The sequence below is a fragment of the Defluviimonas sp. D31 genome (assembly GCF_033436765.1).
In the GTDB taxonomy this organism is placed as follows: Bacteria; Pseudomonadota; Alphaproteobacteria; order Rhodobacterales; family Rhodobacteraceae; genus Albidovulum.
In genome coordinates this window covers 1-22,795 of record NZ_JAWQFN010000021.1, presented here as the reverse complement: position 1 = coordinate 22,795, position 22,795 = coordinate 1, and the positions used below count along the sequence as shown (strand labels likewise).

The 22,795-nt window shown below is 64.9% G+C and carries 21 protein-coding genes and 1 tRNA gene; all 22 read left to right on the top strand.

Going from position 1 to position 22,795, the window contains the following annotated elements; genetic code table 11:
• A partial coding sequence (locus tag R5H32_RS19570; protein WP_256481230.1) for a hypothetical protein occupies positions 1–103 on the top strand: 103 nt, incomplete at its 5' end.
• 358 nt (positions 104–461) lie between these two features.
• Positions 462–695 carry a hypothetical protein gene (locus tag R5H32_RS19565; protein WP_318340353.1) on the top strand — a complete coding sequence of 78 codons (234 nt, stop codon included), beginning with the start codon at positions 462–464 and terminating at the stop codon, positions 693–695.
• Positions 696–836: 141 nt separating this feature from the next.
• A tRNA-Trp gene (locus R5H32_RS19560) sits at positions 837–912 on the top strand.
• A gap of 315 nt (positions 913–1,227) precedes the next feature.
• Positions 1,228–2,052, top strand: coding sequence for a MipA/OmpV family protein (locus R5H32_RS19555; protein WP_318340352.1), 825 nt, complete (start codon positions 1,228–1,230; stop codon positions 2,050–2,052).
• A gap of 73 nt (positions 2,053–2,125) precedes the next feature.
• Positions 2,126–2,320, top strand: a complete 195-nt coding sequence (gene secE / locus R5H32_RS19550; protein WP_318340351.1) for a preprotein translocase subunit SecE — start codon at positions 2,126–2,128, stop codon at positions 2,318–2,320.
• Positions 2,321–2,509: 189 nt separating this feature from the next.
• A complete protein-coding gene (nusG, locus tag R5H32_RS19545) occupies positions 2,510–3,043 on the top strand; it encodes a transcription termination/antitermination protein NusG (protein WP_318340350.1) in 534 nt (177 codons plus the stop codon).
• Between the two features lie 95 nt (positions 3,044–3,138).
• Complete coding sequence (gene rplK, locus R5H32_RS19540) at positions 3,139–3,591, top strand: 50S ribosomal protein L11 (RefSeq protein WP_318340349.1); 453 nt, start codon at positions 3,139–3,141, stop codon at positions 3,589–3,591.
• A gap of 3 nt (positions 3,592–3,594) precedes the next feature.
• The gene (rplA, locus tag R5H32_RS19535; RefSeq protein ID WP_318340348.1) at positions 3,595–4,293 is read left to right on the top strand and encodes a 50S ribosomal protein L1; all 699 of its coding nucleotides are present in this window, start codon (positions 3,595–3,597) and stop codon (positions 4,291–4,293) included.
• A gap of 240 nt (positions 4,294–4,533) precedes the next feature.
• Complete coding sequence (rplJ, locus tag R5H32_RS19530) at positions 4,534–5,049, top strand: 50S ribosomal protein L10 (protein WP_318340347.1); 516 nt, start codon at positions 4,534–4,536, stop codon at positions 5,047–5,049.
• 66 nt (positions 5,050–5,115) lie between these two features.
• Complete coding sequence (gene rplL, locus R5H32_RS19525; protein ID WP_263340596.1) at positions 5,116–5,493, top strand: 50S ribosomal protein L7/L12; 378 nt, start codon at positions 5,116–5,118, stop codon at positions 5,491–5,493.
• Between the two features lie 255 nt (positions 5,494–5,748).
• On the top strand, positions 5,749–9,882 hold the full coding sequence (gene rpoB, locus R5H32_RS19520; RefSeq protein WP_318340346.1) for a DNA-directed RNA polymerase subunit beta: 4,134 nt from the start codon (positions 5,749–5,751) through the stop codon (positions 9,880–9,882).
• Positions 9,883–9,930: 48 nt separating this feature from the next.
• A complete protein-coding gene (gene rpoC / locus R5H32_RS19515) occupies positions 9,931–14,187 on the top strand; it encodes a DNA-directed RNA polymerase subunit beta' (protein ID WP_318340345.1) in 4,257 nt (1,418 codons plus the stop codon).
• A 142-nt stretch (positions 14,188–14,329) separates the two neighbouring features.
• On the top strand, positions 14,330–15,160 hold the full coding sequence (locus R5H32_RS19510) for a glycosyltransferase (protein WP_318340344.1): 831 nt from the start codon (positions 14,330–14,332) through the stop codon (positions 15,158–15,160).
• A gap of 14 nt (positions 15,161–15,174) precedes the next feature.
• Entirely contained in the window at positions 15,175–16,083 is a 909-nt protein-coding gene (locus tag R5H32_RS19505; protein WP_318340343.1) for a DMT family transporter, read from the top strand.
• Between the two features lie 96 nt (positions 16,084–16,179).
• A complete protein-coding gene (locus R5H32_RS19500; protein WP_318340342.1) occupies positions 16,180–16,914 on the top strand; it encodes a glycosyltransferase family 2 protein in 735 nt (244 codons plus the stop codon).
• Between the two features lie 4 nt (positions 16,915–16,918).
• Positions 16,919–17,224: a lipid-A-disaccharide synthase N-terminal domain-containing protein gene (locus R5H32_RS19495; RefSeq protein WP_318340341.1), complete on the top strand. Its 306-nt coding sequence runs from the start codon at positions 16,919–16,921 to the stop codon at positions 17,222–17,224.
• A complete protein-coding gene (locus tag R5H32_RS19490; RefSeq protein WP_318340340.1) occupies positions 17,217–18,653 on the top strand; it encodes an ArnT family glycosyltransferase in 1,437 nt (478 codons plus the stop codon). Before R5H32_RS19495 ends, R5H32_RS19490 begins: the two co-directional genes overlap by 8 nt.
• Positions 18,640–19,338 carry a phosphatase PAP2 family protein gene (locus R5H32_RS19485; protein WP_318340339.1) on the top strand — a complete coding sequence of 233 codons (699 nt, stop codon included), beginning with the start codon at positions 18,640–18,642 and terminating at the stop codon, positions 19,336–19,338. Before R5H32_RS19490 ends, R5H32_RS19485 begins: the two co-directional genes overlap by 14 nt.
• Positions 19,339–19,608: 270 nt before the next feature.
• On the top strand, positions 19,609–19,980 hold the full coding sequence (gene rpsL / locus R5H32_RS19480) for a 30S ribosomal protein S12 (RefSeq protein WP_263340580.1): 372 nt from the start codon (positions 19,609–19,611) through the stop codon (positions 19,978–19,980).
• A gap of 12 nt (positions 19,981–19,992) precedes the next feature.
• Positions 19,993–20,463 (top strand): 30S ribosomal protein S7, encoded by a 471-nt coding sequence (gene rpsG, locus R5H32_RS19475; RefSeq protein ID WP_263739251.1) that lies wholly within the window; start codon positions 19,993–19,995, stop codon positions 20,461–20,463.
• Between the two features lie 21 nt (positions 20,464–20,484).
• A complete protein-coding gene (gene fusA / locus R5H32_RS19470) occupies positions 20,485–22,608 on the top strand; it encodes an elongation factor G (protein WP_318340338.1) in 2,124 nt (707 codons plus the stop codon).
• 80 nt (positions 22,609–22,688) lie between these two features.
• On the top strand, positions 22,689–22,795 hold a 107-nt coding region (locus R5H32_RS19465), incomplete at its 3' end, for a GTP-binding protein (RefSeq protein WP_318339134.1).

Sequence of the window (22,795 nt, the reverse complement as noted above, 5' to 3'; positions counted from 1 at the left end):
CGAGCTGATCGCCCCGATCGCGATGGAAGAGAAGCTCCGCTTCGCCATCCGCGAGGGCGGCCGCACCGTCGGCGCCGGCGTCGTCTCGAAGATCATCAAGTAAGACCGCTCCTCCGGGAGTGCGGGAAAGGCGGCCCTTGTGGCCGCCTTTCCTCGTTCTGACGCCCCGATCCGCGTCCGGGTGTCTGTGCGGTAGCGCACACACGGCCTGCGCGCCGCCGCCGGGCCGACGCAGGGTTCCGGCCCTCGCCTCGGCGTGAGCGTCGGTTTGCTCAATTGTCGGAGATTCACGCCCCTGCCGCCCCGACGGAGCGAACGCCGATCACATCAACCCCATTTTTTTGCGATCTGCCGCGACCGAGGCGTGATTTCCCTTCCATCCCGGACGTGCCCATCTTGGCTTCATCGGATGCACCAGCACCGTTCCACGCTTGGACCATTACGGAAAGAAAGGACACGATATGAAACTCTTTGCCCTGACCGCCGCTGCCATCGCCGCCTTTGCCCCGGCCGCCTTCGCGATGACCGAAGCCTCGATCCTCAACGATCTCGACCGCGCCGAAGTCCGCCAGATCGTGCCCGGCGCCGACCTCTCCAACCTGACGGCCACGCAGGAAGCGGCGCTCGCGACCGTGATCTATGGTGGCGACCGCCAGGGCGAGAAGGGCGGACATATTCGTGCGATCCTGAACTGACGGGCAGACAATCCACCACTCACGGCGAGGCCGCCCTCCGGGGCGGCCTTTCCGTGCGGGTTTCCGGTCCGACGAATGGCGCGTCACGCGCTTTTCAATCTTGCCAAGCGGTCGCGGCGCGCGTAAACACCCGCTCGGCCTAGGGGTATAGCTCAGTTGGTAGAGCATCGGTCTCCAAAACCGAGGGTCGCGGGTTCGAGTCCTGCTGCCCCTGCCAGGCCTTTTTCAGACACGTCCAGCCGACCGCACCGCCGATTCGGATATTGCCGTCCGCGCGGGGGGATTCGCACAGCGTGAGGCCGTGTTCCTGACGCAATGCGCAAGATCGCCGATGCCGGCCGCCGGAAAGTGCACAAAGACCGTCCTCGCCGTCCGCGATATCGCCCTTCCGCATCATAAGCCCTTGGCAGAGGCCGGGGTTCTTGGAATAGTGTGGGGGGGAATGCATGCAAAGAGCCGCTGCGCCTACGTACACGAACTATGGTCCTGGCGGCAGTCGAGCCCGTCGGATCGCAAGTCTGGAGTCCGGGTCATGACCAATGCCACCAAGAACCTGATCGCCGGAGCGGCTGCCTTGCTGGCCATGTCCGGCGCGGCCTCTGCGCAGGACGCTTCGGCCGGCGTATTGGATGCCGGCGGCGCGCTCGACGCCGCCAATCCGGATCTGGTCGTTACGCTCGGCCTTGGCGTGGGCGCCGCGCCGGCCTTTCCTGGCTGGGACGATTACAATTTCGGCGCCACTGGCACCTTCCGCTTCGATTTCGTGCGGTTCCCGAACGGCTTCACCTGGGGCTCGCTGGGTTCGGTCGGTTATCGCGAGGGCTTCGGGCTTTACGGCTCGGCCGGCTACATCGGCAAGCGCGATGTTTCCGACTACCCCGAACTGGCTGGGCTCGACGATGTCGACTGGACTCTGGAGCTTGGAATCGGCGTCGGTTACGAGATGCAGAACTACCGCGCATTCGGTGACATCCGCTATGGCTTCAACGGCCATGAAGGCTTTGTGGGTACGCTCGGCGCCGACTGGGTGACGCGCCCGACCGACGCGCTGACGGTCTCGGTCGGCCCGCGGCTTGGGTTCGGCGACGACACCTATTCCAGCGCCTATTTCGGGGTCACGCCGGCGAATGCTGCCGGCGGCACGTTGCCGGTGTACGACGCCAGCGGCGGTCTTGTGAGCGCCGGGATCGAACTTAGATCGACCTACCAGTTCAACGAGCTATGGGGGATCGAAGGCCGCGCCACCTGGAACCGGCTGCTGAACGATGCCGCCGATTCGCCGATCACGCAGCTCGGCGACGACGACCAGTACCGGCTCAGCGTCAATATCATCCGTCGCATCAGCCTCGACTTCTGAGACCGCTTCAGGGTTGCAACCCAGCGCGCGCCGTCATATCTGCGTGGCGTCGACGATAGGGGAATGTGCGAGAATGGCGACGAATCCGTTACAGTTCATGCAACAGGTCCGCTCGGAGGCCGCCAAGGTCCATTGGCCGAACCGCAAGGAAGTGGTCACGACCACGATCATGGTCTTCGTAATGGCTTCCTTGACCTCGGTCTTCTTCTTCCTGGTCGACGTGCTGATCCGCACCGGGCTGGCCGCGGTCCTGGGGCTAGGCGGCTGAAGCTGAACGCCCCGGCCCTTCGGTCTTGAAATTCGGCGCGAAGGTCTGTAACTGGGGCGCACTTTCCCGGCACCGGCGCGCAACGATTCGGTATGCGCGCTGTTTTTTGTTCGGGGAAATGCAGGGAAACCTGCGGAAATTACGGAATTTTCCGGCGGCGCGCCGTCGGTCGAGCGAGGTCAGAGGCAGATGGCGAAGCGGTGGTATTCGGTGAGCGTTCTCTCGAATTTCGAGAAGAAGATCGCCGAACAGATCAAGCATTCCGTCGCCGAGAAGGGACTTGAGGACGAGATCGACGAGGTTCTCGTGCCGACCGAAGAGGTGCTGGAGATCCGCCGCGGCAAGAAGGTGACCTCCGAGCGCCGCTTCATGCCGGGCTATGTGCTCGTGCACATGGAGATGACCGATCGCGGCTATCACCTGATCACCTCGATCAACCGCGTCACCGGTTTCCTCGGTCCGCAGGGCAAGCCGATGCCGATGCGCGATTCGGAAGTGAACCAGATCCTTAACCGCGTCGAGGAGGGTGAGGCCGCGCCGCGCAACCTGATCCGCTTCGAGATCGGCGAGCAGGTCAAGGTCACCGACGGGCCGTTCGACGGCTTCTCGGGCATGGTCGAGGAAGTGGACGAGGATTCGAACCGCCTCAAGGTGACGGTTTCGATCTTCGGCCGGCCGACGCCGGTCGAACTGGAATTCACGCAGGTGCAGAAAGTCGCCTGACGTGTGAGCCGTGGGAGGCGATCCCGGGTCACGCCCGGGAGGACCGAACCACTAAACTTCATCCCTCGGGGTGACAGTGACAAAGGAGAGGCCTGATGGCCAAGAAGGTAATGGGCAGCCTCAAGCTGCAAATCAAGGCGGGGCAGGCCAACCCCTCGCCCCCCGTTGGTCCGGCGCTGGGTCAGCGCGGCATCAACATCATGGAATTCTGCAAGGCCTTCAACGCGAAGACCCAGGAGATGGAGCCCGGTTCCCCGGTTCCGGTCATCATCACCTACTACGCCGACAAGTCCTTCTCGTTCGAGACCAAGACGGCGCCGGCGTCGTACTACCTGAAGAAGGCCGCGGGCCTGAAGCCGGTGGGCAAGCGCAACCGTCCGAAGGGCTCGACGAAGCCGGGCCGCGAGACCGCGGGCTTCGTGACCGTGGCCCAGGTGCGCGAGATCGCCGAAGCCAAGATGAAGGATCTGAGCGCGAACGACGTCGAGGCTGCGATGCAGATCATCCTCGGCTCCGCCCGTTCGATCGGCATCGAGGTGAAGGGGTAAGTCATGGCCAAGATCGGTAAACGCACCACGGCGGCCCGCGCCGCCTTCGAAGGCAAGTCGAACCTCACGGTCGAGGATGCCGTCAAGCTGATCAAGGGCGCCGCGTCGGCCAAGTTCGACGAGACGATCGAGATCGCGATGAACCTCGGCGTCGATCCGCGCCACGCCGACCAGATGGTCCGCGGCGTCGTGACCCTGCCGAACGGCACCGGCAAGACGGTGCGCGTGGCGGTCTTCGCCCGCGGTCCGAAGGCCGACGAGGCCAAGGCTGCCGGCGCGGACATCGTCGGCGCCGAAGACCTGATGGAGACGATCCAGTCCGGCAAGATCGAGTTCGACCGTTGCATCGCGACGCCGGACATGATGCCGGTCGTCGGCCGTCTCGGTAAGATCCTCGGCCCGCGCAACCTGATGCCGAACCCGAAGGTCGGCACCGTGACGATGGACGTGAAAGCGGCCGTCGAAGCGGCGAAGGGCGGCGAAGTCCAGTTCAAGGTCGAGAAGGCCGGCGTGATCCACGCGGGCGTCGGCAAGGTGTCGTTCGACGAGTCGAAGCTCGCCGAGAACGTCCGCGCTTTCGTCGATGCGGTCTCGCGGGCCAAGCCCTCGGGAGCGAAGGGCGCGTACCTCAAGAAGGTGTCGCTGTCCTCGACCATGGGGCCGGGCGTGTCGGTCGACCTCGCGTCGGCTTCGGGCAACTGAGCCCGACAAGAATTTGCCGGGCTCAGGCCCGGTGAATGGCGGGGCGGAAACGCCCCGTCCTGTCCGAGACGGAGGGTGGGGGCGACCCCATAAATCCTTCCTGAGATGGGGAACGAGACGAGATTAGCCGGGGCAAGCCTCGGGCGATCAAGGCCTCGGGACCATCACGGACCCGAACGCTCCCAGACGATCGGGGGCATAAGAGAGCCGGGGGGAAACCCCCATACTTGGAGAGAAACCGTGGATAGAGCCCAGAAAGAGAAAATGGTCGAGGAACTCGGCCAGATCTTCGAAAGCTCTGGCGTCGTGGTGGTTGCCCACTACGAAGGCATGACGGTTGCTCAGATGCAGGACCTGCGCGCATCCATGCGTGAAGCGGGTGGGTCCGTTCGCGTTGCCAAGAACAAGCTCGCCAAGATCGCCCTGGAAGGCAAGCCCTGCGCAAGCATCGGCCAGCTTCTCACGGGCATGACCGTACTCGCCTATTCCGAGGACCCCGTCGCAGCTGCGAAGGTCGCGGACGCCTATGCCAAGAAGAACGACAAGTTCGCGATCCTTGGCGGCGCAATGGGTGATACGGCTCTGGACCAGGCCGGTGTCAAAGCCGTGGCCGCCATGCCGTCGCGCGAGGAGCTCATCGCTTCCATCGTCGGCTGCATCGGCGCTCCCGCTTCGAACATCGCCGGGGCCATTGGCGCGCCTGCTTCGAACATCGCGGGCATCCTTTCCACTCTGGAAGAGCGGGAAGCCGCGTGAGCAACTTCGTGCCTTCGTGGGGCCAAGCCCGACGTTGGAACACCAAACTAGGAACGGAACAGAGAAATGGCTGATCTGAAGAAACTCGCCGAAGAGATCGTGAACCTCACGCTCCTGCAGGCCCAGGAACTGAAAACCATCCTGAAGGACGAATACGGCATCGAGCCGGCTGCCGGTGGCGCCGTCATGATGGCTGGCCCGGCTGCTGGCGCTGCTGCCGAAGCCGCGGAAGAGAAGACCGAGTTCGACGTCGTCCTCACCGACGCCGGCGCGCAGAAGATCAACGTGATCAAGGAAGTGCGCGCGATCACCGGTCTCGGCCTGAAGGAAGCCAAGGACCTCGTCGAGGCCGGCGGCAAGGTCAAGGAAGGCGCGGCGAAGGCCGAAGCCGAAGAGATCAAGAAGAAGCTCGAAGAGGCTGGCGCCAAGGTCGAGCTCAAGTAATCGGGCGGGGCGCTCCGGCGCTCCAACCGCTGAGATTGGCTGGGTCCGGGCAATTCCGGGCCCAGCCGAACCTGTCTTGGAAGGGGCATCGGTCCCCGCGGCGCGAAAGATGCCCCTTCCAAGGCGCGGTAAAGGTTCGGGAGCCACCCGGTGGGACGGGGGGCATGAATGGGACCTACCCCCTATTCGCAAGCGGCGCGCTCGTGTGACCCCGACACGGACGCCCCCGCGAAGAGACGAAAGGTGACGACGAGCATGGCTCAGAGCTACGTTGGCCAGAAGCGTATCCGCAGATACTTCGGCAAAATCCGTGAAGTCCTCGAAATGCCGAACCTCATCGAGGTTCAGAAATCCTCCTACGACCTGTTCCTGAAGTCCGGCGACGGCCCGAAGGCCACGGACGGCGAGGGCATCCAGGGCGTGTTCCAGTCGGTCTTCCCGATCAAGGACTTCAACGAGAACGCGATTCTGGAATTTGTGAAATACGAGCTCGAGAAGCCGAAGTACGACGTCGAGGAATGCCAGAGCCGCGACATGACCTATGCCGCGCCGCTGAAGGTCACACTGCGTCTGATCGTGTTCGATATCGACGAGGATACCGGCGCCAAGTCCGTCAAGGACATCAAGGAGCAGGACGTCTACATGGGCGACATGCCCCTGATGACGCCGAACGGCACCTTCATCGTCAACGGCACCGAGCGGGTCATCGTCAGCCAGATGCACCGCTCGCCCGGCGTCTTCTTCGACCATGACAAGGGCAAGACCCATTCCTCGGGCAAGCTTCTCTTCGCCTGCCGGATCATTCCCTATCGCGGCTCCTGGCTCGATTTCGAATTCGACGCCAAGGACATCGTGTTTTCGCGCATCGACCGGCGCCGCAAGCTGCCGGTGACGACGCTGCTCTATGCGCTCGGTCTCGACCAGGAAGGCATAATGGATGCCTATTACAACACGGTCGAGTTCAAGCTGAAGAAGAACAAGGGCTGGGTGACCAGGTTCTTCCCCGAGCGCGTGCGCGGCACGCGCCCGACCTATGACCTCGTGGACGCGGCCACGGGCGAAGTGATCTGCAAGGCGGGCGACAAGGTCACGCCGCGCATGGTCAAGAAGCTGCAGGACGAGGGCAAGGTCACCGAGCTTCTGGTGCCCTTCGACCATATCCTCGGCCGCTATGTCGCCAAGGACATCATCAACGAGGACACCGGCGCGATCTATGTCGAGGCCGGCGACGAGCTCACGCAGACCATCGACAAGGACGGCGAGATCTCGGGCGGCACGCTGAAGGTGCTTCTCGACAACGGCGTCACCACGATCCCGGTGCTCGACATCGACAACGTCAACGTCGGCGCCTACATCCGCAACACCATGGCGGCGGACAAGAACATGGGCCGCGATGGCGCGCTCATGGACATCTACCGCGTCATGCGCCCGGGCGAGCCGCCCACCGTCGAGGCGGCCTCCGCGCTCTTCGACACGCTGTTCTTCGATTCGGAGCGCTACGACCTCTCGGCCGTCGGCCGCGTGAAGATGAACATGCGCCTCGACCTCGACGCGCCCGACACGCACCGGACGCTGCGCCGCGAAGACATCATCGCCTGCATCAAGGCGCTGGTGGAACTGCGCGACGGCAAGGGCGAGATCGACGACATCGACCACCTCGGCAACCGCCGGGTGCGCTCGGTCGGCGAGCTGATGGAGAACCAGTACCGCGTCGGCCTCCTGCGCATGGAACGCGCGATCAAGGAGCGCATGTCCTCGGTCGAGATCGACACGGTCATGCCGCAGGACCTGATCAACGCCAAGCCCGCCGCCGCCGCGGTGCGCGAGTTCTTCGGTTCCTCGCAGCTCTCGCAGTTCATGGACCAGACCAACCCGCTTTCGGAAGTCACGCACAAGCGGCGCCTCTCGGCCCTCGGGCCGGGCGGTCTGACCCGCGAGCGCGCGGGCTTCGAGGTGCGCGACGTGCACCCGACCCATTACGGCCGGATGTGCCCGATCGAGACGCCGGAAGGCCCGAACATCGGTCTGATCAACTCGCTCGCGACCTTCGCGCGGGTCAACAAGTACGGCTTCATCGAGACCCCCTACCGCAAGGTCGTGGAAGGTCAGGTGACGGACGAAGTCCAGTACATGTCCGCCACCGAGGAGATGCGCCACACGGTCGCCCAGGCGAACGCGCAGCTCGACGAGCAGGGCCGCTTCAAGAACGACCTCGTCTCGACCCGCCAGTCGGGCGAATTCATGCTGAACCCGCCCGACGTGATCGACCTGATCGACGTTTCGCCGAAGCAGCTCGTTTCGGTCGCGGCCTCGCTGATCCCGTTCCTCGAGAACGACGACGCGAACCGCGCGCTGATGGGCTCGAACATGCAGCGTCAGGCGGTGCCGCTCCTGCAGGCGGATGCGCCTTTCGTCGGCACCGGCATTGAATCGGTCGTGGCCGAGGACTCCGGCGCGGCGATCATGGCGCGGCGCGGTGGGATCATCGACCAGGTGGACGCCACCCGGATCGTTATCCGCGCGACCGAGGATCTCGAGATCGGCGATGCCGGTGTCGACATCTACCGGCTCCGGAAGTTCCAGCGCTCGAACCAGAACACCTGTATCAACCAGAAGCCTCTGGTGAAGGTCGGCGACAAGGTCACGAAGAACGAGGTCATCGCCGACGGCCCGTCGACGGATATGGGGGAACTGGCGCTCGGCAAGAACGTCATCGTCGCCTTCATGCCGTGGAACGGCTACAACTACGAGGACTCGATCCTCATCTCCGAGCGGATCGTCAAGGACGACGTCTTCACCTCGATCCATATCGAGGAATACGAAGTCGCCGCCCGCGACACCAAGCTCGGGCCTGAGGAAATCACCCGCGACATCCCGAACGTCGGCGAGGAGGCGCTGCGCAACCTCGACGAGGCGGGCATCGTCTACATCGGCGCCGAAGTCGGGCCGGGCGACATCCTCGTGGGCAAGATCACGCCCAAGGGTGAAAGCCCGATGACGCCGGAAGAGAAGCTTCTCCGCGCCATCTTCGGCGAGAAGGCCTCGGACGTGCGCGACACCTCGCTCCGGCTGCCGCCGGGCGACTTCGGCACGGTCGTCGAGGTTCGGGTCTTCAACCGCCACGGCGTCGACAAGGACGAGCGCGCGCTGCAGATCGAGCGCGAGGAAGTCGAGCGTCTGGCGCGTGACCGCGACGACGAACAGGCGATCCTCGAGCGCAACATCTATGCGCGCCTGAAGTCCATGATCCTCGGCAAGACCGCGGTGAAGGGGCCGAAGGGCATCAAGCCGAACGCCGTGATCGACGAGGACCTGCTCGGCACGCTCTCGCGCGGCCAGTGGTGGCAACTCGCCCTCGGCGAGGAGCAGGACGCGCAGAACGTCGAGGCGCTCAATGCCCAGTTCGAGGCGCAGAAGCGCGCTCTCGAGCACCGCTTCGAGGACAAGGTCGAGAAGGTCCGCCGGGGCGACGACCTGCCGCCGGGCGTGATGAAGATGGTCAAGGTATTCGTCGCGGTGAAGCGCAAGCTGCAGCCGGGCGACAAGATGGCTGGCCGTCACGGCAACAAGGGCGTCGTGTCGAAGGTGGTGCCGATGGAGGACATGCCGTTCCTCGCCGACGGCACCCCGGTCGACATGGTGCTGAACCCGCTCGGCGTGCCGTCGCGGATGAACGTCGGTCAGATCCTCGAGACCCACATGGGCTGGGCCGCGCGCGGGCTCGGTCTGAAGATCGACGACGCGCTTCAGGACTACCGCCGGACCGGCGACATGACCCCCGTGCGCGACGCGCTGCGGATCGGCTATGGCGACGATGTCTACGACGAAGCCTTCGCCGGCATGGACGAGGATCGTCTGATAGAGTCCGCCGACGTGGTGAAGAAGGGCGTGCCGATCGCGACGCCCGTCTTCGACGGCGCCAAGGAGGCGGATGTCAACGACGCGCTGAGCCGTGCCGGCTTCGACACGTCGGGGCAGTCGGATCTCTTCGACGGCCGGACGGGCGAGAAGTTCGCGCGGAAGGTCACCGTGGGCGTGAAGTATCTGCTCAAGCTTCACCACCTTGTCGACGACAAGATCCACGCGCGCTCGACCGGGCCTTACAGCCTCGTCACGCAGCAGCCCCTGGGCGGCAAGGCCCAGTTCGGCGGCCAGCGTTTCGGGGAGATGGAGGTCTGGGCGCTGGAAGCCTACGGCGCGGCCTACACCCTGCAGGAGATGCTCACCGTCAAGTCGGACGACGTGGCGGGCCGGACCAAGGTCTACGAGAGCATCGTCAAGGGCGAGGACAATTTCGAGGCCGGCGTGCCGGAATCGTTCAACGTCCTTGTAAAGGAAGTGCGGGGCCTCGGCCTCAACATGGAACTCCTGGATGCGGAGGATGAGTGAGGGCGGTCCCGCCCTCGCTTTCCCATCCCCTGATCTGAAGGACGCAAGATGAACCAGGAACTCTCTACCAACCCGTTCAACCCGCTGGCTGCGCCGAAGCAGTTCGACGAGATCAAGATCTCGCTCGCTTCGCCCGAGCGTATCCTCAGCTGGTCCTACGGCGAGATCAAGAAGCCCGAGACGATCAACTACCGCACGTTCAAGCCGGAACGCGACGGTCTGTTCTGCGCCCGTATCTTCGGGCCGATCAAGGACTACGAATGCCTTTGCGGCAAGTACAAGCGCATGAAGTATCGCGGCGTCGTCTGCGAGAAATGCGGTGTCGAGGTGACGCTCCAGAAGGTGCGCCGCGAGCGGATGGGCCATATCGAGCTTGCCGCGCCCGTCGCCCACATCTGGTTCCTGAAGTCGCTGCCCTCCCGCATCGGCCTCATGCTCGACATGACGCTGCGTGACCTCGAGCGCATTCTCTACTTCGAGAACTACGTCGTCATCGAGCCGGGCCTCACGGACCTTTCCTACGGCCAGCTCCTGACCGAAGAGGAATATCTCGACGCGCAGGACCAGTACGGCGCGGATGCGTTCACCGCCAATATCGGTGCGGAAGCAATCCGCGAGATGCTGGCCGCGATCGACCTCGAGGCGACGGCCGAGCAGCTCCGCGAGGAGCTGAAGGAGGCGACCGGGGAGCTGAAGCCGAAGAAGATCATCAAGCGGCTTAAGATCGTCGAGAACTTCATCGAATCCGGCAATCGTCCGGAGTGGATGGTGCTGACCGTCGTTCCGGTCATCCCGCCGGAACTGCGCCCCTTGGTGCCGCTCGATGGCGGCCGGTTCGCGACCTCGGACCTCAACGACCTCTATCGCCGGGTCATCAACCGGAACAACCGCCTCAAGCGGCTGATCGAGCTCAGGGCACCCGACATCATCGTCCGCAACGAAAAGCGGATGCTGCAGGAATCGGTCGACGCTCTGTTCGACAACGGCCGCCGCGGCCGCGTCATCACCGGCGCCAACAAGCGCCCGCTGAAGTCGCTGTCGGACATGCTCAAGGGCAAGCAGGGCCGCTTCCGCCAGAACCTCCTCGGCAAGCGCGTGGACTTCTCGGGCCGTTCGGTCATCGTGACCGGCCCGGAACTGAAGCTGCACCAGTGCGGCCTGCCGAAGAAGATGGCGCTCGAACTCTTCAAGCCGTTCATCTACTCGCGGCTTGAGGCCAAGGGCCTGTCGTCGACCGTCAAGCAGGCGAAGAAGCTTGTCGAGAAAGAGCGTCCCGAGGTCTGGGACATCCTCGACGAGGTGATCCGCGAGCATCCGGTTCTCCTGAACCGCGCGCCGACGCTGCACCGCCTCGGCATCCAGGCTTTCGAGCCGGTGCTGATCGAGGGCAAGGCGATCCAGCTTCATCCGCTCGTCTGTTCGGCCTTCAACGCCGACTTCGACGGCGACCAGATGGCTGTGCACGTTCCGCTCTCGCTGGAAGCCCAGCTTGAGGCCCGCGTCCTGATGATGTCGACGAACAACGTTCTGTCGCCCGCCAACGGCGCGCCGATCATCGTTCCGTCGCAGGACATGGTTCTCGGCCTCTACTACGTCTCGATGATGCGCGAGGGGATGCAGGGCGAAGGCATGGTGTTCTCGTCGGTGGACGAGGTGCAGCACGCGCTCGACGCCGGTGCGGTGCACATGCATTCCAAGATCACTGCGCGGATCCTGCAGATCGACGAGGAAGGCAACGAGGTTCTGAAGCGTTTCGAGACGACCCCGGGTCGGGTTCGGCTCGGCGCGCTCCTGCCGAAGAACGCCAAGGCGCCGTTCGAGCTCGTGAACCGGCTCTTGCGGAAGAAGGACGTGCAGAACGTCATCGACACCGTCTACCGCTACTGCGGCCAGAAGGAGTCGGTCATCTTCTGTGACCAGATCATGGGGCTCGGCTTCCGTGAGGCGTTCAAGGCCGGCATCTCGTTCGGCAAGGACGACATGGTCATTCCGGAAACCAAGTGGACCATCGTCAACGAGGTCCGCGACCAGGTGAAGGAATTCGAACAGCAGTACATGGACGGCCTGATCACCCAGGGTGAGAAGTACAACAAGGTCGTCGATGCCTGGTCGAAATGCTCCGACGCCGTCGCGGCAGCGATGATGGGCGAAATCTCTGCCGTGCGCAAAGACGATGCCGGCGCCGAGAAAGAGCCGAACAGCGTCTACATGATGTCGCACTCCGGTGCGCGGGGCTCGCCCGCGCAGATGAAGCAACTTGGCGGTATGCGCGGCCTGATGGCCAAGCCGTCGGGCGAGATCATCGAGACGCCGATCATCTCGAACTTCAAGGAAGGCCTCACCGTGCTCGAGTACTTCAACTCGACCCACGGCGCCCGCAAGGGTCTGGCCGACACCGCGCTCAAGACCGCGAACTCGGGCTACCTGACCCGCCGTCTCGTCGACGTGGCGCAGGATTGCATCGTGCGGCTGCCGGATTGCGGCACCGACCGGGCGATCACGGCCTCGGCCGCGGTCAATGACGGCGAGGTCGTCTCGCCGCTCAGCGAGCGCATCCTCGGCCGGACCTCGGCCGACGACGTTCTGGTGCCGGGTTCGGACGAGATCCTCGTCCGTAAGGGCGAGCTGATCGACGAACGCAAGGCCGACGTGGTCGAGGCCGCGGGCGTGGCGTCCGTCCGCATCCGCTCGGCGCTGACCTGCGAGGCCGACGACGGCATCTGCGCGGCCTGTTATGGCCGTGACCTCGCGCGTGGCACGCTCGTCAACATCGGCGAGGCGGTCGGTATCATCGCCGCCCAGTCGATCGGTGAGCCGGGCACGCAGCTGACTATGCGGACCTTCCACATCGGCGGCATCGCGCAAGGCGGCCAGCAGTCGTTCCAGGAAGCCAGCCAGGAGGGCAAGGTCGAGTTCCGCAACCCGATGCTCCTGGAGAACGCTTCGGGCGAGATGATCGTCATGGGCCGCTCCATGCAGATCGCGATCATCGACGAGAACGGCCAGGAACGGGCAAGCTACAAGCTGAGCTACGGCGCCAAGATCCACGTCAAGGACGGCCAGACCGTCAAGCGTGGCGCCAAGCTCTTCGAGTGGGACCCCTATACCCTGCCGATCATCGCCGAGAAGGCCGGTGTGGCGAAGTTCGTCGACCTCGTCTCGGGCATCTCGGTGCGCGACGATACCGACGAAGCGACCGGCATGACCCAGAAGATCGTGACCGACTGGCGCACGGCGCCGAAGGGCAGCGATCTGAAGCCGGAGATCATCGTCATGGATCCGGCGACCGGCGAACCGGTGCGCAACGATGCCGGCAACCCGGTGTCCTACCCGATGTCGGTCGACGCGATTCTGTCGATCGAGGACGGCCAGGACATCAAGGCCGGTGACGTCGTGGCGCGTATCCCGCGCGAAGGTGCGAAAACGAAGGACATCACCGGGGGTCTTCCCCGCGTGGCCGAACTCTTCGAAGCGCGCCGTCCGAAGGACCACGCCATCATCGCCGAGATCGAGGGCTATGTCCGCTTCGGCAAGGACTACAAGAACAAGCGCCGGATCACCATCGAGCCGGTCGACGAGTCCTTGCAGCCGGTCGAGTACATGGTGCCGAAGGGCAAGCACATTCCGGTCCAGGAAGGTGATCATGTCCAGAAGGGCGACTACATCATGGACGGCAACCCGGCGCCGCATGACATCCTGCGCATCATGGGGATCGAGGCTCTGGCCGACTACCTCATCGACGAGGTGCAGGACGTCTACCGGCTCCAGGGCGTGAAGATCAACGACAAGCACATCGAGGTGATCGTTCGCCAGATGCTGCAGAAGATCGAGATCCTGGACTCTGGCGACACTACCCTTCTCAAGGGCGAGCACATCGACAAGCCGGAGTTCGACGAGGAGAACGACAAGGTTGCGGCGCGTGGCGGACGTCCCGCCTCGGGCGAGCCGGTTCTTCTCGGCATCACCAAGGCCTCGCTCCAGACCCGGTCGTTCATCTCGGCGGCCTCGTTCCAGGAGACGACGCGGGTCCTTACCGAAGCCTCGGTCATGGGCAAGCGCGACAAGCTCGTCGGGCTGAAGGAGAACGTCATCGTCGGCCGCCTGATCCCGGCGGGAACCGGCGGGGCGACGATGCGCGTTCGCCGCATCGCGCAGGACCGCGACCAGAAGGTGATCGACCAGCGCCGGGCCGAGGCCGAGCAGGCCGCCCAACTCGCCGCGCCAGCCGAGGAAGTGCTCGACGACGTGATCGAGGTCGAAGCCGACAGCGGTCTGGTCGACACGTTCGAGAGCCGCGACAGCTGAGACCGCGGACCGCGTGACATGACAAGGCCCCCCGCCGCAAGCGGGGGGCCTTTTTCGCAAGATTGACAAGGCGCGGGGCGGCTCACATCCTGTCCGCGGCCGCCGCACGGCCGAACGAAGGCCCAAGCCGGAAGGAAATGCCGTGAGAATCCAGGTCCTTGGCGTGTGCCGGTTCTCGCTTCTCGTTCAGGGCGGTTTCCAGCGAATGCCCGAGGATCTCGAGGCGCGCCGCCGGGTCCTTTACGATCCGGCGCGGCTCGCAAGCCGGATGCTCTGGTTCGAGCATGTGTTCCTGCCCTCGATCCGGGCGCAGACCGACCCCGACTTCACTCTGGCCGTCGTCACCGGATCGGATTTCCCCGAACCCTGGCGCACCCGGCTTCAGGAACTGACCTCGGGCATTCCCCAGATCGAGCTGGTCTTCGTCCCGCCGCATGTCCACCGCGATGCCTGCCGCCCGGTTCTGCGCACCCGCGCCGATCCCGCGGCCGATGTCGTCGCGCAGTTCCGGCTCGATGACGACGACGCGATCGCGGTCGACTATGTCCGCCGGATCCGCCGCGATTTCCGGACCTTCGCGCGGCCGCTCTACGAGGCCCAGGGCCTGGTCTCCATCGACTATTGCCGGGGGTTCGTGCTCGCGGTGGGCGATGGCAAAGCCTCGCTGCATTTCATGAGCGCGCCGCTCTGGACCCCCGCGCTCACGGTCTACATGCCGCCCGGGCACGAGAAATCGGTCCTCGACTATCCCCACCACCTGCTTTTCCGGCACATGCCGGGCCTCAGCCTCAACGACCGCATGATGTTTGTGCGCGGCTTTCACGACTGCAACGACAGCAGCTTTCCCGCGCGAAACCTCTCCGACGCGATTTCGCCGGACGAGGCGGGCGACTGGACCGCCCGTCGCTTCGGCATCGACTTCGACCGCTTCGCTGCCGCGCTCGCGGCCGCGGCCGCGCCGGTTTCGGGCTGAGCCTCGGGCCCAAGATGCAGGATCGGGACAATCTTAGCGGCGCGCTCTACATGACGGTCGCGATGGCGGCCTTCACCGTCAACGACAGCTGCATGAAGTTGGTGACCGCCGAGCTGCCACTGCCCCAGGCGATACTCTTGCGAGGGCTGATGGCGATGGCTGCGCTCGCCTTGATCGGCTGGCGCATGGGCCGTATGCAGTTGCGGCTAGATGCGCTGGATGCGCGGCGGCTCGGCCTTCGCTCGGTGGCCGAGGTCGCCGCGACCCTCACGTTCCTCGCGGCGCTTCGGCACATGCCGCTCGCCAACCTCTCGTCGATCATGCAGGCGCTGCCGCTCGCGGTGACACTCGGCGCGGCGCTCTTTCTTGCCGAACCGGTCGGCTGGCGGCGCATGTCGGCAATCGCCGCCGGCTTCGTCGGTGTCGTGCTGATCGTGCGGCCGGGCACCGACGGGTTCGATATCTGGTCGGTTCTCGGGCTCGCCTCGGTTGCCTGCGTCGTCCTGCGCGACCTCGCGACGCGCAGGCTGTCGGGCGCGATACCCTCGGTCACCGTCGCCTTCTATGCCGCCACTGCCGTGACGCTGGCCGGGGCCGCGCTCGTTCCGACAGCGGGCTGGGCGCCGCTCGATCTTCGCCTTGCGGGGCTCATCCTCGCCGCGGCGAGCTTCCTGATCGTGGGCTATCTCTTCATCGTCATGGCGATGCGTGTTGGCGAGATCGGCCTCGTCGCGCCGTTTCGCTACACCGCGCTCGTCTTCGCGATCGCGCTCGGTTGGCTCGTCTTCGGGCACCTGCCCGACATGCTCACGCTGGCGGGGGCGGCGATCGTCGTGGCGACCGGGCTCTACACGTTCCATCGCGAGCGTCGGCTCGGGCGCCGGGTCGCCACGCCCGAAAAGGCGCCGCTTCGTCTGCGCTAGGGCTGCGGCCGGGCGCCCGCATTTACAAACGGGGTTGCGTGCAGTACCACGCGCGAGGTACGGCGCATCCTTCGAAGGGCGAGATCCGGGCTATCCATGGTCACTGTTTCCATCGTCATCCCCGCGAAGAACGAGGCGGAGAACATCACCGGCCTGCTCGACGCGATCGACGCGGCCTGTGCGCCGCATGTCGACCACGAGGTGATCGTGGTTGATGACGGTTCCGACGACGACACCGCCAGCGTCGTGTTCGCTCGCATGGAAAGCCACCCGCACCTGCGGCTCATCCGCCACGACGTCTCGGGCGGCCAGAGTGCCGCCGTCCACAGTGGCGTCCTGGCCGCGAGGGGCGGCATTGTCTGCACGCTCGACGGCGATGGCCAGAATCCGCCGGAAGAATTGCCGAAGCTCTTCGCACCGCTTCTCGCTTCGGGTTCCGAGGCGATCGGCATCGTCGCGGGCCAACGGGTCGGGCGGCAGGACACGATGTCGAAGAAGCTCGCCTCGCGCTTTGCCAACACGATCCGGTCCTGGGCGCTGCAGGACGGCACCCGCGACACCGGCTGCGGCCTCAAGGGCTTTCGCCGCGACGCGTTCCTGCGTCTGCCGTTCTTCAATCACATGCACCGCTACCTGCCGGCGCTCTTCTCACGCGACGGCTGGCAGGTCGCGCATGTCGATGTCAGCCACCGGCCGCGCGGCGGCGGGCGTTCGAAATACAACAACCTCCAGCGCGGACTCGTCGGCGCGGTGGACCTTTTCGGCGTCATGTGGCTCCTGCGGCGGCGCAAGAAGTCGCGGCCGACCGAGGCCGGGACGAGGCGGGGCTGAGCGCATGGACAAGCTTTTCGCGGTTCTCCATGTCGAGAGCTGGACCGAGTTCTGGTGGGTCACCTTCGGGCTTTTTGGCCAGCTCATGTTCACCGGCCGCTTTCTCGTGCAGTGGATCGCCTCGGAGCGGGCGCGGAAGTCCGTCGTTCCGCTCGCCTTCTGGTACTTCTCGATGGCGGGCGGCGTGATCCTGCTCGCCTATGCGATCTACCGCAAGGATCCGGTCTTCGTTCTTGGCCAGTCGCTCGGCGTCTTCATCTATGCGCGCAATCTCTGGCTCATCCACCGCGAAGGACGGGGCGATGCCTGAGCGCGAAGGCTGGCTGCCACGCGCGGCGCTCGTCGTCGGGGCGCTGACACTGGCGAGGATCGTCGCGCTCTGGTTCAACCGGACGGATCTCTTCGTCGACGAGAGCCAGTACTGGCTCTGGGGGCAGCGACTCGATTTCGGCTACTATTCGAAGCCGCCGCTGATTGCCTGGGTGATCCGCGCCGCGACCGAGCTCGCCGGCAGCGACGCGCCGTTCTGGATCCGGTTGCCGGCCTCGCTGTTTCACGGCGCGACCGCGCTCATACTTGGCGCAGTGGCGGCGCGGCTCTTCTCGGCGCGCGCGGCGGTCTGGGTGGCGGTCAGCTACGCGACGCTGCCGATGGTGGCTCTCGGCAGTCTCCTGATCTCTACCGACACGATCATGGCGCCGTTCTTCGCGGCGGCACTCTACTTTCACCTCCGCGCGGCAGAGACCGGCCGGGCGCGGTTCGCGGCACTTGCCGGGTTCGCCGCCGGGCTTGCCTTCCTCGCGAAGTACGCGGCGGTCTATTTCCTGCTTGGTGCGGCGATTGCCACTATCGTGCCGGCCGCGCGGCTTCCGGCCCGAAGCTGGCTGGCGATGTTGGCGGCCTTCGCGGTGGCGATCCTGCCCAATGTCGCCTGGAACCTTGGCCATGACCTGACCACGGTCGAGCATACGATGGACAATGTGGGCTGGGTGCGCGAAGAGTCCTGGCTCGCGAGCCTCAATCCGGGCGGGCTGGCCGAGTTCCTGCTCGCGCAGTTCGGCGTTTTCGGACCGATCCTGTTCGGCGCGCTCCTCTGGGGTTATGCCCGGCCAGGCTCTGCAACTGTCCGGGGTCTCGCCGCTTTCTCTCTGCCGGCCCTCGTGATCGTCAGTGTTCAGGCGCTGCTGATGGGCGCGCAGGCGAATTGGGCCGTCGCGGCCTATTTCGCCGGTACGCTGATCGCGGTGCCGTTGCTTCTGAAATCCGCGCCGCGGCTCCTTGCCGTCTCGCTTGCGGTGAATGGCGCGGTCGCGGTGCTCTTGCCGGTCCTGACAGTCATCGCGCCCGCGCCCGAATGGCAGGGCCGGCCGCTCGCCGCGCGCTATGTCGGCCGCGCCGATCTCAGCCGCCAGATCATCGCCGCGGCCAAGGACGCGGGCGCGGAGACGGTGGTGATCGACAACCGCGACATGATCGCCGACCTCTTTCATACCGGCGCCGGGAGTGGGCTTGTCTTCCGGACGCCGCAGCCCGACGGGCGCCCGGCCAGCTATTATGAACAGAACTTTCCGCTGGCCGACGACGCGGGCGAGGTGCTCTTCGTAACGGTCGACCCTCCCGTCTGCGGCGGCGAGGCGGCGGAAAGGTTCGCAGAGATCGACACCACGGGCGGCGCCCATTTCCACCGCCAACTCACCGCCTACCTGGTTCCAGCAGAGTGCATTAATGCGGGGCATTGACCATATCCGCGCCGCGCGTCTGCTCCTTGTCGCGACCTTGGTGACGATCTGTATATTCGCGCTCTGGCCGGAGCTCGACCTTGAGGTCTCGGCGCTGTTCCATGCGCCCGGCGCTGGCTTCCCGATGTCGGGCGATCCGCTCGTCGAGGGCCTGCGCGACTTCATCTGGAATCTCTCGATCGGCGCGGTTCTCCTGTCCGCAGGGGCCTTGGTGCTCGCTGCGGTCCGCCGGCCGCTGCCGGGCTTTGGCGCGCGGGCAGCCGGCTTCGTCTTCCTGCTTTACCTGCTCGGGCCGATCCTCATGGTCAACGCAGGCCTGAAGCAACACTGGGGCCGGGCGCGGCCCGCCGACATCGCCGAGTTCGGCGGCACGGCGAGCTTCACGCCGCCCTGGCTACCGGCCGACCAATGCATGTCGAACTGTTCCTTCGTCTCAGGCGAGGGCTCGGCCGCGACCGCGCTGGCGCTAACCTTCCTCGTCCTCGCCCCGGCCGTGCGGCGGCTGGTGCCGGGATGGGGGTTTCGCCTCTATGCCGCGGCGGGGGTGATCTTCCCGGCGATCGGGCTCGTCCTTCGCGTGACGACCGGGCGCCACTTCCTCTCCGACACGGTCTTCGCGGTGCTCCTCGTCCTCGCGCTCGCGCTCGTGTTGCACCGGCTCCTGCTGGCGGAGGGCAGGGGCTGAGGCCCTTGTTGACAAGCCCCGCGACTCCCCCTATACGGCGCCCACTTGGCCACGGGTGTATTGCGCGTGGACCTGTATCAGAACTGAAGTGGTCATGATCCGGGCCTTAAGAGCTCCGATCCTCTGGAATTCCACCGCGTCGCCCCCGCGAAGGGGACGAATGCGGTTTTGTTGTTTTGCGGACGCGCAGGGCACGACATGAACGAAAAGCCCCCGGAAACGTCGCTGACGGGCGATTGTTGATCGGGCTGCAAACAAAGGCGAGAGTTAATGCCGACGATTCAACAGCTGATCCGGAAGCCCCGGGAAGCCAAGCCGCAGAAGTCCAAGTCCCAGCACCTGGAATCCTGCCCGCAGAAGCGCGGGGTCTGCACCCGCGTCTACACCACCACGCCGAAGAAGCCGAACTCGGCTATGCGTAAGGTGGCCAAGGTCCGTCTGACCAACGGCTTCGAGGTGATCAGCTACATCCCCGGCGAGAAGCACAACCTTCAGGAGCACTCGGTTGTCCTGATCCGTGGCGGCCGGGTGAAAGACCTTCCGGGCGTCCGCTACCACATCCTGCGCGGTGTCCTCGATACCCAGGGTGTCAAAGATCGTCGCCAGCGTCGTTCGAAATACGGCGCGAAGCGTCCGAAATAAGGAGATCACCAGATGTCTCGTCGTCACGCCGCCGAAAAGCGCGAAGTTCTGCCCGATGCCAAGTATGGCGATCGGGTTCTGACCAAATTCATGAACAACCTGATGGTCGACGGCAAGAAGTCCGTCGCCGAGCGCATCGTCTACAACGCGCTGGAGCGGGTTGAGGGCAAGCTGAAGCGTTCGCCGGTCGAGTGCTTCCACGAAGCCCTCGACAACGTGAAGCCGTCGCTCGAAGTGCGTTCGCGCCGCGTCGGCGGTGCGACCTACCAGGTGCCAGTCGAGGTTCGCCCGGAGCGCCGCGAGGCACTGGCGATCCGCTGGCTCATCACCGCCGCGAAGAACCGCAACGAGAACACGATGGAAGAGCGTCTGGCCGGCGAGCTGACCGACGCCGTCAACGGTCGTGGCACCGCGGTGAAGAAGCGCGAAGACACCCACAAGATGGCCGACGCGAACAAAGCGTTCAGCCATTACCGCTGGTAACTCCGAAGGAAGGCAAGACAGATGGCACGCGACTATCCGCTGCAGCGATACCGCAACTTCGGGATCATGGCCCATATCGACGCGGGCAAGACCACGACGACCGAGCGGATCCTCTACTACACCGGCAAGTCCCACAAGATCGGCGAAGTCCACGACGGCGCCGCGACCATGGACTGGATGGAGCAGGAGCAGGAGCGTGGCATCACGATCACCTCGGCTGCGACCACCACGTTCTGGCAGCGCCAGGAAGACCCGACCGCCGAGGGCACCTCGGACACCAAGTTCCGTTTCAACATCATCGACACCCCGGGCCACGTCGACTTCACCATTGAAGTCGAGCGTTCGCTCGCGGTTCTCGACGGTGCCGTCTGCCTTCTCGACGCCAACGCCGGCGTCGAGCCGCAGACCGAAACGGTGTGGCGTCAGGCCGACCGCTACAAGGTTCCGCGGATCGTGTTCGTCAACAAGATGGACAAGATCGGCGCCGACTTCTTCAACTGCGTGAAGATGATCAAGGACCGCACCGGCGCGACCCCGGCCCCGATCGCGCTGCCGATCGGTGCCGAGGACAAGCTCGAGGGCATCGTCGACCTGATCAAGATGGAAGAGTGGGTCTGGCAGGGTGAAGACCTCGGCGCGTCGTGGAAGCGTCAGCCGATCCGCGAAGAACTCGCCGACCTCGCCGACGAATGGCGCGGCAAGCTCGTCGAACTCGCCGTCGAGCAGGACGACGACGCGATGGAAGCTTACCTGGAGGGCAACGAGCCCGACGAGGCGACCCTTCGCAAGCTGATCCGCAAGGGCTGCCTCTCGATGGCCTTCGTTCCGGTCACCGCCGGTTCGGCCTTCAAGAACAAGGGCGTCCAGCCGCTCCTCAACGCGGTCATCGACTTCCTGCCCTCGCCGCTCGACGTGCCGGCCTACATGGGCTTCAAGCCGGGCGACGAGACCGAAACCCGCGACATCGCCCGTTCGGCCGATGACGCGCAGCCCTTCGCGGCGCTGGCGTTCAAGATCATGAACGACCCGTTCGTCGGCTCGCTCACCTTCACCCGGATCTACTCGGGCACCCTCAAGAAGGGTGACCAGATGATCAACTCGACCAAGGAGCGCCGCGAGCGCGTTGGCCGGATGATGATGATGCACGCCATCAACCGCGAGGAAATCGACGAAGCCTTCGCCGGCGACATCATCGCGCTTGCCGGCCTCAAGGAAACCACCACGGGCGACACGCTCTGCGATCCGTCGAACCAGGTGGTCCTCGAAACCATGACCTTCCCGCAGCCGGTGATCGAGATCGCCGTTGAGCCGAAGTCGAAGGCCGACCAGGAGAAGATGGGCATCGCTCTCGCCCGCCTTGCGGCCGAAGACCCGTCCTTCCGCGTCGAGACGGATCTCGAATCCGGCCAGACGATCATGAAGGGCATGGGCGAACTTCACCTCGACATCCTCGTCGACCGGATGAAGCGCGAGTTCAAGGTCGAGGCGAACATCGGTGCGCCGCAGGTGGCCTACCGCGAGACCATCTCGCGCGAAGCCGAGATCGACTACACCCACAAGAAGCAGACCGGCGGTACCGGTCAGTTCGCCCGCGTCAAGCTGGTGATCACCCCGGTCGAGCCGGGTGTGGGCTACTCGTTCGAAGCCAAGATCGTCGGCGGTGCGGTTCCGAAGGAATACATTCCGGGCGTCGAAAAGGGCATCAAGTCGGTCATGGACTCCGGTCCGCTCGCCGGCTTCCCGGTCATCGACTTCAAGGTGGCGCTGATCGACGGTGCCTTCCATGACGTCGACTCCTCGGTGCTCGCGTTCGAAATCGCGTCCCGCGCGGCGATGCGCGAAGGCCTTAAGAAGGCCGGCGCGAAGCTCCTCGAGCCGATCATGAAGGTCGAAGTGGTGACTCCGGAAGAATACACCGGCGGCATCATCGGCGACCTCACCTCGCGCCGGGGCATGGTGCAGGGCCAGGACACGCGCGGCAACGCCAACGTGATCAACGCCTTCGTGCCGCTCGCCAACATGTTCGGCTACATCAATAACCTGCGCTCGATGTCCTCGGGCCGCGCGGTGTTCACGATGCAGTTCGACCATTACGAGGCCGTGCCGCAGAACATCTCGGACGAGATCCAGAAGAAGTACGCATGAGTTTTCGGTGCGCCGTGACGGCGCACCCTACCCACCCGTAGGGCGCATATACGCGCACCGACCAGAGACAGGAGGCCATCATGGCAAAGGCAAAATTCGAACGGACGAAACCGCACGTGAACATCGGGACCATCGGTCACGTTGACCACGGCAAGACGACGCTGACGGCGGCGATCACGAAGTATTT